The 11,555-nt window shown below is 61.2% G+C and carries 14 protein-coding genes and 1 pseudogene; 9 read left to right on the top strand and 6 right to left on the bottom strand.

The genetic code is table 11. The annotated features are described in order from the left end of the window. Positions 1-6 precede the first annotated feature (6 nt). Positions 7-261 (bottom strand): type II toxin-antitoxin system Phd/YefM family antitoxin, encoded by a 255-nt coding sequence (locus ACP7B3_RS04185; RefSeq protein ID WP_145166088.1) that lies wholly within the window; start codon positions 259-261, stop codon positions 7-9. 128 nt (positions 262-389) lie between these two features. Continuing rightward, positions 390-1,322: a LysR family transcriptional regulator gene (locus tag ACP7B3_RS04180; RefSeq protein WP_242198470.1), complete on the bottom strand. Its 933-nt coding sequence runs from the start codon at positions 1,320-1,322 to the stop codon at positions 390-392. A gap of 114 nt (positions 1,323-1,436) precedes the next feature. On the opposite strand from ACP7B3_RS04180, the gene ACP7B3_RS04175 reads away from it, so the two are divergent. The 3 genes from ACP7B3_RS04175 to ACP7B3_RS04165 all read left to right on the top strand — a co-directional run bounded on the left by ACP7B3_RS04175 (position 1,437) and on the right by ACP7B3_RS04165 (position 2,643). After that, complete coding sequence (locus ACP7B3_RS04175) at positions 1,437-1,925, top strand: DMT family transporter (RefSeq protein WP_426178038.1); 489 nt, start codon at positions 1,437-1,439, stop codon at positions 1,923-1,925. 4 nt (positions 1,926-1,929) lie between these two features. Next, positions 1,930-2,385 carry a DMT family transporter gene (locus tag ACP7B3_RS04170; protein WP_145166091.1) on the top strand — a complete coding sequence of 152 codons (456 nt, stop codon included), beginning with the start codon at positions 1,930-1,932 and terminating at the stop codon, positions 2,383-2,385. An 87-nt stretch (positions 2,386-2,472) separates the two neighbouring features. Continuing rightward, entirely contained in the window at positions 2,473-2,643 is a 171-nt protein-coding gene (locus ACP7B3_RS04165) for a metallothionein (RefSeq protein ID WP_145166092.1), read from the top strand. A gap of 36 nt (positions 2,644-2,679) precedes the next feature. Here ACP7B3_RS04165 and ACP7B3_RS04160 read toward each other — a convergent pair whose 3' ends face one another. Then, positions 2,680-2,952 (bottom strand): hypothetical protein, encoded by a 273-nt coding sequence (locus tag ACP7B3_RS04160; RefSeq protein ID WP_426178035.1) that lies wholly within the window; start codon positions 2,950-2,952, stop codon positions 2,680-2,682. A 119-nt stretch (positions 2,953-3,071) separates the two neighbouring features. Between ACP7B3_RS04160 and ACP7B3_RS04155 the strand changes: the two are divergent. The 4 genes and pseudogenes from ACP7B3_RS04155 to ACP7B3_RS04140 all read left to right on the top strand — a co-directional run bounded on the left by ACP7B3_RS04155 (position 3,072) and on the right by ACP7B3_RS04140 (position 5,995). Further along, positions 3,072-3,856, top strand: a pseudogene (locus ACP7B3_RS04155) (AraC family transcriptional regulator). Positions 3,857-3,925: 69 nt separating this feature from the next. Further along, the gene (locus ACP7B3_RS04150; protein ID WP_145166095.1) at positions 3,926-4,099 is read left to right on the top strand and encodes a DUF1427 family protein; all 174 of its coding nucleotides are present in this window, start codon (positions 3,926-3,928) and stop codon (positions 4,097-4,099) included. 30 nt (positions 4,100-4,129) lie between these two features. After that, on the top strand, positions 4,130-5,089 hold the full coding sequence (locus ACP7B3_RS04145) for a quinone oxidoreductase family protein (RefSeq protein ID WP_426178033.1): 960 nt from the start codon (positions 4,130-4,132) through the stop codon (positions 5,087-5,089). Positions 5,090-5,659: 570 nt separating this feature from the next. Next, on the top strand, positions 5,660-5,995 hold the full coding sequence (locus tag ACP7B3_RS04140; RefSeq protein WP_145166097.1) for a DUF6124 family protein: 336 nt from the start codon (positions 5,660-5,662) through the stop codon (positions 5,993-5,995). A 124-nt stretch (positions 5,996-6,119) separates the two neighbouring features. Here ACP7B3_RS04140 and ACP7B3_RS04135 read toward each other — a convergent pair whose 3' ends face one another. The 3 genes from ACP7B3_RS04135 to ACP7B3_RS04125 form a co-directional block, all read right to left on the bottom strand. Next, complete coding sequence (locus ACP7B3_RS04135) at positions 6,120-7,145, bottom strand: purine-nucleoside phosphorylase (protein ID WP_426178031.1); 1,026 nt, start codon at positions 7,143-7,145, stop codon at positions 6,120-6,122. Positions 7,146-7,159: 14 nt separating this feature from the next. Further along, positions 7,160-8,107: a nucleoside-specific channel-forming protein Tsx gene (locus ACP7B3_RS04130; RefSeq protein WP_426178029.1), complete on the bottom strand. Its 948-nt coding sequence runs from the start codon at positions 8,105-8,107 to the stop codon at positions 7,160-7,162. A gap of 154 nt (positions 8,108-8,261) precedes the next feature. Further along, a complete protein-coding gene (locus ACP7B3_RS04125; RefSeq protein ID WP_426178027.1) occupies positions 8,262-9,200 on the bottom strand; it encodes a helix-turn-helix domain-containing protein in 939 nt (312 codons plus the stop codon). A 210-nt stretch (positions 9,201-9,410) separates the two neighbouring features. Between ACP7B3_RS04125 and ACP7B3_RS04120 the strand changes: the two genes are divergently transcribed. Together ACP7B3_RS04120 and ACP7B3_RS04115 are read left to right on the top strand one after the other, a co-directional pair. Next, positions 9,411-10,721, top strand: coding sequence for an ABC transporter substrate-binding protein (locus tag ACP7B3_RS04120; RefSeq protein WP_416363270.1), 1,311 nt, complete (start codon positions 9,411-9,413; stop codon positions 10,719-10,721). A gap of 18 nt (positions 10,722-10,739) precedes the next feature. After that, complete coding sequence (locus tag ACP7B3_RS04115; RefSeq protein WP_426178024.1) at positions 10,740-11,513, top strand: L-iditol 2-dehydrogenase; 774 nt, start codon at positions 10,740-10,742, stop codon at positions 11,511-11,513. Positions 11,514-11,555: the final 42 nt, after the last annotated feature.

Here is an 11,555-nt window from a genome sequence, read left to right as displayed (position 1 = left end):
TTCTGTTCATAAGCCTGCCTCAAACGCGTTCAGCAACTCGTCAGGCAGTGGCGCATCCAGGTCGTCCGGAATAACCAGTTTTCCTCTCATGGAACCGATTCGCTTCCCGTGAAATTGCCCGGCTGGCGCAGGCCGGGCAAGGGCACATCCATCCTCGGTAATAATGATGGTTTGGCCGGTACTGGCTTGATGAAACCGCTTTGAAAGATCGGCGCTGGCCTGGTCCGACGAGACAGGGATTGCGGTGCGCGGTGACTTCATGGTGTCTCTCCTGTACGGAAGTGACCAGAGTCTGGCGCAGCATACTGTGCCGGGGAATGGTGGCCCGCAAAATCAGAACAAGCCTACTTTTTCGCCGAGGAATTTTTACCTCCTAACCCCGAGCCAGCTCACCGATCCCAATACGGCACCGCGCCAAAACACTCGACAAAATAATCAATCACCGTGCGCACCTTCAGCGACAGCCGGCGGCTGCCGGGCCATAACGCGGCAATCTGCTGCGGCTCAAGCGTCGTGGCCACGTCGTACTCGCTCAGCACCGCCTGCAAGGTGCCTGCGCGCAAGCCTTCGCCGATCAGCCAGGACGGAAACACCACCAGCCCCAGGCCTTGTTCGGCGGCGTGGGTGAGGGTGTCGGCGTGGTTGCCGGTGATCGGGCCTTTGACGCTGTAGGGCGTCCAGTCGCCCTGGTCGCGGCGGAAAAACCAGCGTTGCTGGCCGGTGATGCCCTTGTAGGCCAGGCACTGGTGGTTGACCAGCTCATCGGGGTGGCGCGGTGTGCCATGCCGGGCCAGGTAGGCAGGGCTGGCGGCGATGCGAAAGCGCTGAGGCGCGAAGATGCGGGCCTGCATGCCGGAATCGTTGAGCACGCCGATACGAAACAGCAGGTCGGTGCCGTCTTGCAGTGGGTCGACGTAGGTGTCGGTTTGCTGGATATCCAGTTGCAGCTTGGGATAGCGCCGGCACAGCTCGCCCAGCCACGGCGAAAGATGACGCTGGCCGAACACCATCGGCGCGTTGATGCGTACCAGGCCGCTGGGTTCGCTTTCCTGTTCCTGCAACGCCTGGCCGGCTGTTTCCAGTTGTTCCAGCATCAAGCGCGCATGGTGCCCGAGCAGGCGCCCGGCCTCGGTAGGGCTCACGGCGCGGGTGTGGCGGTACAACAACTGTTGGCCGAGTGCCTGCTCCATCAACTGGATCTGCCGAGAAATGGAGGAGGGCGCCAGGCTTTCACGGCGCGCGACTTCAGAAAAGCTGCCGTGATCCAGCACGGCGACAAACAGGCGCAACGCCTTGAAACTCAATTCATTCAAGCCCTGCATCATGGCCTCCAAGCTGTGCGTTATGCGCAAAGGTGTTATCCGTATGCTCCCATTTATCGCACAGCACGGCCACCGGATAATGCGCGCCATGTTTTTATAAAGCGCAGGTGATGTATGCAGGCACGTTCGATCCAAGGTGTGGCCCAGGCCACTCCAAAGAAAAACCTTTTACGGTTGCTGTTGTTGCCGTTGGTGATCCTGGCAGGCATGGGCCTGTCGGTGGAGGCTGGGTTGCTCGGGCCGCTGGGCGTACAGGTGGGCCACTTGTGGGCGACCTTGAGCATCTTCGGCGTGGGCACGGCGATCCTGTTTTTACTGCTGCTGTTCAGCGGCCCGCAAACAGGCCCGGCGCTGACCGACCTGCCACGCTGGCAGTTGATCGGCGGCTTCCTGGGGCCGATGTACGTGGTGGTGCTGACGTTGGCCACGCCGCATATCGGTATCGCCATGACCATGATCGCGATCCTCTCGGGCCAGGTGGGCAAGAGTGTGTTGATCGACCATTTCGGCTGGTTTGGCACGGCGCGCAAGCGGGTCAACGGTGAGCGCTGGATTGCGTTGGCGCTGATTGTGGCGGCACTTGTTCTGATTGCACGAGGGTAAGGCGATGAATCTGATTCTGTTGTTGGTACTGGTGATTGCCGCCGGTGCGGTGCTGAGTGTGCAAGCGGCCATCAACGGCCGCCTGGGCCAGGCGGTGGGCGTATTGCGCAGCAGTCTGCTGACCTTTGCGGTGGGCGCAATCACCACGGCGCTGTTGATCTTCTTTTTTGAGCCGGCCCAGTCCGTCAGCCTGCTCGAGGTGCCCAAGTGGCAACTGACCGGCGCGCTGTTCGGTGTGGTGTACATGATGGTAATGGTCGGCGCGGTGCCCATCGTCGGCACGGCGGTGGCGACGGTGGCGGTGATCGTCGGGCAGTTGGGCATGGGCATGCTGATCGACAACTTCGGCTGGCTGGGTAACCCGGCGATCGAACTGTCGGGCAGCCGTATCGTGGCGATGCTCTGTCTGGCGCTGGCGCTGGTGTTCATGTACCGCAGCAATACCCGTCAGGCCGATTAATGTGCTGAACCTTGCTGCGTTGCCGGGAGTCATTGCTTAAGGTGTTGCGTTCGCAGCACTTGGACGACCATGAAAAGGAGTCTGACCATGCCAGATGAAACCTGTGCTTGCCCACACTGCAAATGTGTACTGGGCGCCGACGCGGTAATGAAGGACGGTAAAGGCTATTGCTGCCAAGGCTGTGCCGAGCACCATGCCCATGGTGAGCCGTGTATGGCGCCAACGGGCTGTGAGTGCGCCAAGTCGGCTCACGGCTAAGCGTGTCAGCGAGAGGCCGGTGTTACCGGCCTCTTTTTATTGGGGGTTGAGTTCGAACCTGACGCTGTGGTCGGCCATGCGCTGACGACCTTTGACCACCGCACTGATCCGCCGCCCCTCCAGCGCAAATACCACGGTTTGCGCCGCGTGCAGATCCTCCGGCAGCGGCTGGAACACCCGCAACACGGTGCGTTCCGGTGTGCGCTGAACACTCACTTGGCACTCGGCATGCTTGGCCATCGGGCCGAATAATGTGTCCTGGGTGTAGTCAATGCGCGCCTTGCCATTGACCGGTTCTGATCCGTCCATTGTTAGAGCTCCCTACTCTCAAGGTCTAAGCAAGTGATCGTTGCGGGCAGTAAAAATTCACTCGGATTGTGGCGCGGCGGTCATTACCATGGCGGCTCACCCTTGATGATGTGTAGCCCATGGCCCTGGCCGCGCCCCCCGACCTCAGTGATCACGCCGTGCCCGTGCAACCCTTGGCGCGCACCTACCCGCGTGGGTTGTATGTAGAACCGCACAGCCACGACTGGGGCCAGTTGCTGTACGCCATGAGCGGCGTGATGTGGGTCGAAACGCCTCGCGAAGCGCTGGTTGTGCCGCCCCAGCGTGCGGTGTGGCTGCCGCCGGGCGTGGAACATGGCATCCGCGTGGTCTCCGACCTGCAGATGCGCAATATCTACCTGCGCCCGGCCCTGGCGGCGACGCTGGACAGCCAGGTGCAGGTGATTGAAGTCGGCGGGCTGTTGCGCGAGCTGATCGTCACCTTGGTCGACCAGGGCGACAACGGCGATACGGCCTACTACGACGCCGTCGTCGGCCTGGCCCTGCTGGAATTGCAGCGGGCCCGTCGTTCGCAGATCCGCATCGCCATGCCGGTGGGCGCCGACCGTCGCTTGATCAACGCCTGCCAGGCGGTGATGGCGGCGCCGTCGCTGGAGATTCCGTTCGAGCAACACGCCGAGGCGGCCGGGGCCAGTGTGCGCACCCTGGCGCGGCTGTTCCAGAACCACTTGGGCATGGGCTTTGCCGAATGGCGCCGCCAGGTGCAACTGGCCACGGCGGTGGCGGAGTTGATCCAGGGCCAGTCGGTGAGTGGCATTGCGCGGTCTTTGGGCTATTCGCCGAGCAGCTTCAGCGATATGTTCCGGCGTGAGCTCGGCGTGGCGCCGTCGCACTACGCAGGTTGAGGGGTTGGCCGAAATCCTGAAGCACTTGGCCGATGCTTCAGGCAGGCGCTCACTACACTGAGCCCATCAACCTACAAGGCGCCGCCCCCATGAACTACCTGATTTCCCTCGCCATCGGCCTGTTTGTCGGCGTGATCTACGGCGCCTTGGACTTCCGCTCACCCGCGCCGCCTGCCATTGCCCTGGTGGGCCTGATGGGCATGTTGCTCGGCGAGAAACTCTGGCCCATGGGGCGCGAGTGGGTCAGCGGTTGGTTGTCCTGATTCCCTTTTTCCCTTCGATGGATATTGGCCATGAAAGCACTGCAATTTTCCGCCACCGGCGACCTCGCCGCCCTGGGTTTCGTTGACGTCGCCAAGCCGGTGCCGGCCGCCGGTGAAGTCCTGGTGCAGGTCAAAGCTGCCGGCCTGAACCCCAGCGACGTTAAGAACGTGCTCGGGCGTTTTCCCTACACCACGTTGCCACGGATTCCTGGTCGGGATTTCGCCGGGGTTGTGGTCGAGGGGCCGCAGGCACTGGTCGGTCAGGAGGTCTGGGGCACCGGGCGCGACCTGGGCTTTTTCGCCGATGGCTCCCACGCTCAATACCTCACCGTGTCGGCCAAAGGCGTGGCGCATAAGCCATCCCACTTGAGCTTCGCCCAGGCCGCCAGCCTTGGCGTGCCATACACCACCGCGTGGGATGCCCTGGAGCGCAGCGGTGTCGCCAAAGGCACGCGGTTGTTGGTGATCGGTGCCAATGGCGCCGTGGGCAGCGCGGCCTTGGCATTGGCGAAAATCCGCGGTGCGCAGGTGCTGGCGGCGGTGCGCAAGGCTGATCAGGCGGAGGTGCTGCAGGCTCAAGGGTTTGACGCGATTACCCTGGGCAAACCGGAAGAATTGGGTGCGCAGGTTAATGCCGTGTTCAAGGGCGGCGCGGATGTGATCTTCGACACCACCGGTTTCTGGTTGCCGGCGGCGGTCGCCGGTCTGGCGCCGTTCGGCCGCATTGCAATCATCGCCGCCCCGGTGGATGGGCATGTGCAACTGCCGGCGTTGGCGTTGTATCGCAAAGGCGGTTCGGTGGTGGGCATCAACTCGTTGCTCTACAACTGCGAGCAGTGTGCGGTGATGCTGGAGCAGTTTGGGCGCTTCTTTGATGAGGGTTCGTTGCCGCTGCCCACCGGCTTGCGCGAAGTAGCGTTGGCGGATGGCGTGCAGTGCTACGAAGAAGTGAACAAGGGCAGTGCGGACAAGATCATCTTCCTGCCTTAATGCGCTGATAAAGGGTGGGAGCTGGCTTGCCTGCGATGGCATCAATTGGTTATGGCTGATGTACCGAGTTGTCTGCATCGCAGGCAAGCCAGCTCCCACATTTGACCGAGTACACACATTTACCTGATGTGCTGAGCTCCAAATGTGGGAGCGGGCTTGCTCGCGAATGCGGTGGGCCAGTGACAAATAAGCTGACTGACGCACCGCCATCGCGGGCAAGCCCGCTCCCACAGTTTGATCTTCATCAGGCTTTGGGAACGGGTTTGGTTCGGACGTTTCCCACAAGGGTTTCAGGTTGTCGCTCGGAAGGGCGCTGACTAACCTCACTGCCGTCGCTGCCAATTCAGCGACCGGATTTGACCGTCCGACCTTGTTAACGAAACGCTACGCCCTGTACCTATCTCAGGCGTTTTTTTTATGCCTGAGGTATTGTGTCGCGGCAGTTGTGCGCGGGATACCTTTGGGTATGCCGGGTTCGTTGACAACCGGTCGGTCAACCCGCGTACAGCTGCCACCTTAACTCGCTTGACCGCGAGCGTTGGCAGCTCCACTTGTCGACGGAGTTCCACCATGATCAAAGACAGCCCAAATCCCCCCGGCCAACCCGACTTCGATACCAGCACCCTGCACGAAGTGGCCTACCGCGCGATCAACCACTACCTCAACCCCGCAAAACCCATCCCCGAACCCACCGACGGGCTCTTCACCGTGCGCGCCGACCTGGGCACGGAAACCTTGCTGGTCAATGCTTCCCAGGATTTGGCGTCCATCAGCCAGATTGCTAACCATATGGCGTTTGAAATCGAAGGGTCGCAACGTAATGTCGCGCTGGGCATCTGCCGAATGCTGGAAGGGGTGCAACTGTTGGTGGATAAGGCGCTGAATGTGGCCCATCCGGCGGCATAAGGATTGTTAACACGGTCAAAAAATGTGGGAGCTGGCTTGCCTGCGATGGCGGCGGATCAGTCAATAACTCGCTGACTGACAGATCGCTATCGCGGGCAAGCCCGCTCCCACAGTTTGATTTTCACTAGGCTTCGGGGACGCCTTTTTCCCAGGCGGACCAGTTTTTCAGGATCGCTTGAACCAGCGGATTGCCGGTGCGATACAGGTTCTCCAACGCCGGCACGAACCCGCCTTGGTCAGCGTATTTCAGCAAATTGTCCACTTCGCTGTAGCCAGGGTACGGCCGGTCGAAATCGGACCCGGCACGCACCACCGCCAGGCGCTGGATATCCACCAACCCTTCGCGACTGGCGCGCAGCAGGGCTTCATAGGTGGAGTTGTCTTCCTGCTGGGTGGTGCAGTACTCGCCTTTGTTGTCGGTGAGCAGCTTGGTCCAGACTTCGGCGCGCTCGCTCAGGCGGGTGCCGGAGAACCAGGTGTTGCCCGCCAGGGTGTCACACTGGGTGACTTGCGGCGGCTGGTTGGCCGGGGCGGCCGGGTAGTGTTTGCGCCAGGCGCTGGATTCCTTGCTTTCGCTCAGCTCAACCTTGTGCGACAGGGCAAATGCCTTGGCTTGCAGCTTGGGGTTGAGCTCGAACACTTCGGTCTTGTAGTCCAGCGGCGGTTTTTCGTTGGGGCCTTTGGTGTTGATGCCGATGTAACCGGTCGGCCAGTCTTTAGGCGCATCGCGCGAATCCAGCTCCCACTGGGTGCCGAACTCCACCAGGTAATGCGCCCAGGCGGCGGTGCCGATGGTGCCGTGTTTGGGGCTGATGCCGGCAATCCCTGCAATCAGGAAATAGCTCTGGTGCAGGTCGAACTTGGGTGACAGGGCCAGGGCAAGGGTCGAGGCGGCAGCGTTGGTCTGGCCCATGCCGGTGACCAACAGGCACACGTCCTGGGTGTTGCAGCGAATCACCGGGTATTCGGCGGAAAGGCCGGGCACGCGTACTTCCTGCTTGAGTTCCAGGCGATCGATCCAGGTTTGCGCTTCGGGGGCGAACATGGTGATCAGCATCACTTTAGGCTTGATCGGCGCGGTGTCCGCGAGCACCACGTGGGGCAACACAGCCAGGCCGACGGCCAGCGAAAGACGGGTTAATACGTTCATCTAATACTCCTTGATCAGAATTGGTAGCCGACACCGGCGTAGTAGCCCCAGCCATCCGAGCGGGCGCGGAAGTTGCCTTCGCCGAAGTTCAGCTCGCTGCCGTCCTCCCAGTTGCCGCCGTTGTGAAAGTAACGGCCAACCAGGGTGAAACGCAGGTGGGTGAACGAGTACAGCAGCACGTTAGTGGCCACCACGGAATTGGCGGTGCGTGCCGGGTTGTCCTTGTGCAGGTCCGAGCCGAAGTCGTAGTTGGTAAAGCCGATGTAGGTCAGCGACGCGCCGTTGTCGAACTTGCTGATGGGCACGATGTACTTCATTTGCGCGCGGTAGCCGTCCCACTGGTATTCATTGCTCGCCCCATAGTTTTCCCACTGGTAACGCCCATAGAAGTTGGCCGACAGGTTGACCCGCGAGTGCGTGTCGATGTCGGTGCCCAAGCCGCTGTACAGGGTGTTGGCGCGGTTCGCCTTGTTGCTACCGTGGTCGTAGATCCAGTCAAACGCCACATACCATTCCTTGAACGGCCCGATGGCCAGGCTGCGACCGGCCAGGTAGTCGATGGAGATGCGCGGCTCGTGCTCCATGAACACCGGCGAGCCATGGTCCCACGCGCCTTTGTCATTACTGTTACCGATGCCGAGAATTTTCGGCACGTCGATATAGCCGTACAACTCGAACGGGCCTTTACGACCGAAGTACTCGTATTCCAGGTACACGTCATCTTGCGGCTTGGGGCCGAAGCTGATGTCTTTGCTGCCGATCAGCGTCAGGTCCTGGTTGAACCATTCCGACAGGTACGCGCCTTTTTTCGTCGGGCTGGCTTCCGGGGCCAGGGTTTCGCCCTGTGCTGAATCATCGGCGGGTTTTTCCTGCGCCAAAATGGGTGCGCTGAGTACTCCCGTAACGGCGGCCAGTAGCAAGGAAACACCAAGGGAAGCAGGACGCCTTGAGGTGGGGAGCATTGAAAATCCCTATTCGTACGCGGTTAGACCCGATTCCTCGGGTTAAGGAGAACTTGCCTACCAAGTTCGTTCCGCAAACGTTTGCACAGGCTGTACCAACTTTGCTCAATGGCTTGAATAAAAGGGAAAAAACCGAAATTAATCGACGGTTTGATCAAAAATGACTGGGTGTCATTTTCTCGATGCGGTTAAACAAATGCATCGCCGTCTCCCGCCGATACTCACTCGGCGTCTGGTTCATCTCGATCCGAAAATGCCGGTTGAAGTTGGACAGGTTGGCGTAGCCCACTTCAAAACAGATATCTGCCACCGACATGTCGCTTTGCAGCAACAGCCGGCAAGCGCGCTGTACGCGGAATTTGCGCATCAGGTCGATAAACCCATGACCGGTGTTGCGCTTGAAGAAGCGCGAGAAGCCCGGCTCGCTCATGTCCAGGCGTTGCGCGATGACCGACAGGCGCAGGTCGCCGGTCAGTTCCGTCATCAGGTAATCGAAGGCTTTGTTGATGCGCTCGGCACTGCGCGCATCCAGGGTGGGTGCGTAGCAGGGGCTGGCCAGCGCCTGCACGTTTGGCGTCGGGGCGTTTTTCAGGGTGTCGAGCAGTTGCAGGAACAGGATCAGCCGTTGCAGGCCATGGGCGTTGCCGATGTCTTCGAGCAAACGTGCGGCGTGCACGGCGGTGTCGCCGCTGAATTGCAGGCCGCGCCGGGCGTGTTCGAACAGCGGCTGCAAGTCGCCAAGTTCCGGCAGGGTTTTGCGCAGGGCGAGAAGGGCGGCGCCGTCGAATTGCAGCACCACGTCGCGCCCGGTCAGGTACTCGCCGGGGGCCAGCTCGCCGATCCAGTCGTGGGGCAAGTCCGGACCGATCAGCGCGACATGCCCGGCACTGAATGCGCCGATGTAGTCGCCGGCCACCAGCTTGCCGCTGCCCTGGCGGATCAGGTGGATTTCGAACTCGGGGTGGTGGTTCCAGCGCGCCAGGTCATACGGGTAATCGTGTTCGAACCAGCGGAAGCAGTGGTCCGGCTCAGGCAGGATGACTTCCAGTTCGGCAGGGCGATGCTCGAACAGCTTGGCGCGGTTGATGGGCATGGTGATGCCTCTTTTACTTATGGAATCTCTGCAAAATACGCCGGTTGACAACAGGCACGCTACCCCCGGTTTCGCTTGGCACTGATACTTTTTTGATCCGCGAGCCCAGGTTAAAAAAGTATCGGCCGAGCATTCGCCATGCGTTTGTGAGGGGCTGGCCAAGCTGCTGTAATCGGCGCTCTACAACAAAAACAACAGGTGGAAACCGCCATGTTCAAGCTTCCGCAAGCGCTTTTCCTGCTGTCCGGCCTGGCCTTGGCCCTGCCCAGCTATGCCGCCGACACTGTCACCATCGCCACCGTCAACAACAGCGACATGATCCGCATGCAACGCCTGTCCAAGGTCTTCGAGGCCCAGCACCCGGACATCAAGCTCAACTGGGTGGTACTGGAAGAAAACGTGCTGCGCCAGCGCCTCACCACCGATATCGCCACCCAGGGCGGCCAGTTCGACGTGCTGACCATCGGCACCTACGAGACGCCATTATGGGGCGCCAAGCACTGGCTTGAACCCCTGACCCAACTGCCGGCTGACTACGACGCCGAGGATATTTTCCCATCGGTGCGCCAGGGCCTGTCGGTCAATAACACCCTGTACGCCTTGCCGTTCTACGGCGAAAGCACGGTGACCTACTACCGCACCGACCTGTTCAAGCAAGCCGGGCTGAGCATGCCCGCGCACCCCACCTGGACCCAGCTCGGTGAGTTCGCCGCCAAACTCACGGCCAAAGACAAGGGCCAATACGGCATGTGCCTGCGCGGCAAGGCCGGCTGGGGCGAGAACATCGCGCTGCTCAGCACCATGGCCAACGCCTTCGGCGCGCGCTGGTTCGACGAACAGTGGAAGCCGGAACTGACCAGCCCCGAGTGGACCGCCGCCGCCAACTATTACGTCAACACCCTGAAAAATTACGGCCCGCCCGGTGTTTCCAGCAATGGCTTCAATGAAACCCTGGCGTTGTTCAACAGTGGCAAGTGCGCGATCTGGGTGGACGCCAGCGTCGCCGGCTCCTTCACCACCGACAAAAGCCAAAGCAAAGTCGCCGACGACGTAGGTTTTGCTGCGGCACCCACCGAGGTCACCGACAAAGGCTCCTCCTGGCTGTACGCCTGGTCCCTGGCGATCCCGGCGACCTCCAAGCACAAAGACGCTGCCAAGGCCTTCATCACCTGGGCAACGTCCAAGGACTACATCCAACTGGTCGCCGACAAAGAAGGCATCACCAACGTGCCGCCGGGTACCCGCCAGTCCACCTACAGCGAGGCTTACCTGAAGGCCGCGCCGTTTGCCCAGGTGACCCTGGAAATGATGAAGCACGCCGACCCCGCGCACCCGTCGGCCAAGCCGGTGCCGTACGTGGGCATTCAGTACGTGACCATTCCTGAGTTCCAGGCCATCGGCACCTCCGTCGGCAAGTTGTTTTCGGCGGCGCTTACCGGCGGTATGACGGTTGATCAGGCGCTGCTCGACGCTCAGTCCACCACCGAGCGCGAGATGAAACGCGCCGGCTACCCGAAATAATTTCTACAGGACAGCCCCATGAAACGACTCGAAGGTAAGAGCGCGCTGATCACCGGATCGGCGCGCGGCATCGGTCGCGCCTTTGCCCAGGCGTGTATCGCCGAAGGCGCAACGGTTGCCATCGCCGACATCAACCTGCAACGCGCCCAGGCCACCGCGGCTGAGTTGGGCCCACAGGCGTATGCCGTCGCGATGGACGTCACCGACCAAGCCTCAATCGACGCCGCGCTTGCCGCCGTGGTGTCCCATGCCGGCAAGCTCGATATCCTGATCAATAACGCTGCACTGTTCGACCTGGCGCCCATCGTCGACATTACCCGCGACAGCTACGAGCGGCTGTTCTCGATCAACGTCGCCGGCACGCTGTTCACCCTGCAGGCCGCCGCCCGGCAGATGATCAGCCAGGGCCACGGCGGCAAGATCATCAACATGGCCAGCCAGGCCGGGCGGCGAGGCGAGCCGTTGGTGGCGATCTATTGTGCGACCAAGGCGGCGGTGATCAGCCTCACCCAATCGGCGGGGCTGAACCTGATCAAGCAGGGCATCAACGTCAACGCCATCGCCCCCGGCGTGGTGGACGGCGAGCACTGGGATGGCGTGGACGCGTTGTTTGCCCAGCATGAGGGCTTGGCGCCGGGCGAGAAGAAGAAGCGGGTGGGAGCCGAAGTGCCGTTTGGGCGAATGGGCACGGCGGAGGACTTGACCGGGATGGCTATCTTCCTGGCTTCCAAAGACGCCGACTATGTGGTCGCCCAGACCTATAACGTCGATGGCGGTAATTGGATGAACTAAAGCCCTACACAAATTAAAAATGTGGGAGCGGGCTTGCTCGCG

The organism is Pseudomonas sp. TWRC1-2 (assembly GCF_049896685.1).
In the GTDB taxonomy this organism is placed as follows: domain Bacteria; phylum Pseudomonadota; class Gammaproteobacteria; order Pseudomonadales; family Pseudomonadaceae; genus Aquipseudomonas.
Note: the sequence above shows the minus strand (reverse complement) of the source record. Positions and strands in the feature narration are given on the sequence as shown.

Bases quoted from the DNA above. Each gene is read 5' to 3' on its own strand.
- ACP7B3_RS04185 (WP_145166088.1), bottom strand. From the start codon at position 261: ATGAAGTCACCGCGCACCGCAATCCCTGTCTCGTCGGACCAGGCCAGC.
- ACP7B3_RS04180 (WP_242198470.1), bottom strand. From the start codon at position 1,322: ATGCAGGGCTTGAATGAATTGAGTTTCAAGGCGTTGCGCCTGTTTGTC.
- ACP7B3_RS04175 (WP_426178038.1), top strand. From the start codon at position 1,437: ATGCAGGCACGTTCGATCCAAGGTGTGGCCCAGGCCACTCCAAAGAAA.
- ACP7B3_RS04170 (WP_145166091.1), top strand. From the start codon at position 1,930: ATGAATCTGATTCTGTTGTTGGTACTGGTGATTGCCGCCGGTGCGGTG.
- ACP7B3_RS04165 (WP_145166092.1), top strand. From the start codon at position 2,473: ATGCCAGATGAAACCTGTGCTTGCCCACACTGCAAATGTGTACTGGGC.
- ACP7B3_RS04160 (WP_426178035.1), bottom strand. From the start codon at position 2,952: ATGGACGGATCAGAACCGGTCAATGGCAAGGCGCGCATTGACTACACC.
- ACP7B3_RS04150 (WP_145166095.1), top strand. From the start codon at position 3,926: ATGAACTACCTGATTTCCCTCGCCATCGGCCTGTTTGTCGGCGTGATC.
- ACP7B3_RS04145 (WP_426178033.1), top strand. From the start codon at position 4,130: ATGAAAGCACTGCAATTTTCCGCCACCGGCGACCTCGCCGCCCTGGGT.
- ACP7B3_RS04140 (WP_145166097.1), top strand. From the start codon at position 5,660: ATGATCAAAGACAGCCCAAATCCCCCCGGCCAACCCGACTTCGATACC.
- ACP7B3_RS04135 (WP_426178031.1), bottom strand. From the start codon at position 7,145: ATGAACGTATTAACCCGTCTTTCGCTGGCCGTCGGCCTGGCTGTGTTG.
- ACP7B3_RS04130 (WP_426178029.1), bottom strand. From the start codon at position 8,107: ATGCTCCCCACCTCAAGGCGTCCTGCTTCCCTTGGTGTTTCCTTGCTA.
- ACP7B3_RS04125 (WP_426178027.1), bottom strand. From the start codon at position 9,200: ATGCCCATCAACCGCGCCAAGCTGTTCGAGCATCGCCCTGCCGAACTG.
- ACP7B3_RS04120 (WP_416363270.1), top strand. From the start codon at position 9,411: ATGTTCAAGCTTCCGCAAGCGCTTTTCCTGCTGTCCGGCCTGGCCTTG.
- ACP7B3_RS04115 (WP_426178024.1), top strand. From the start codon at position 10,740: ATGAAACGACTCGAAGGTAAGAGCGCGCTGATCACCGGATCGGCGCGC.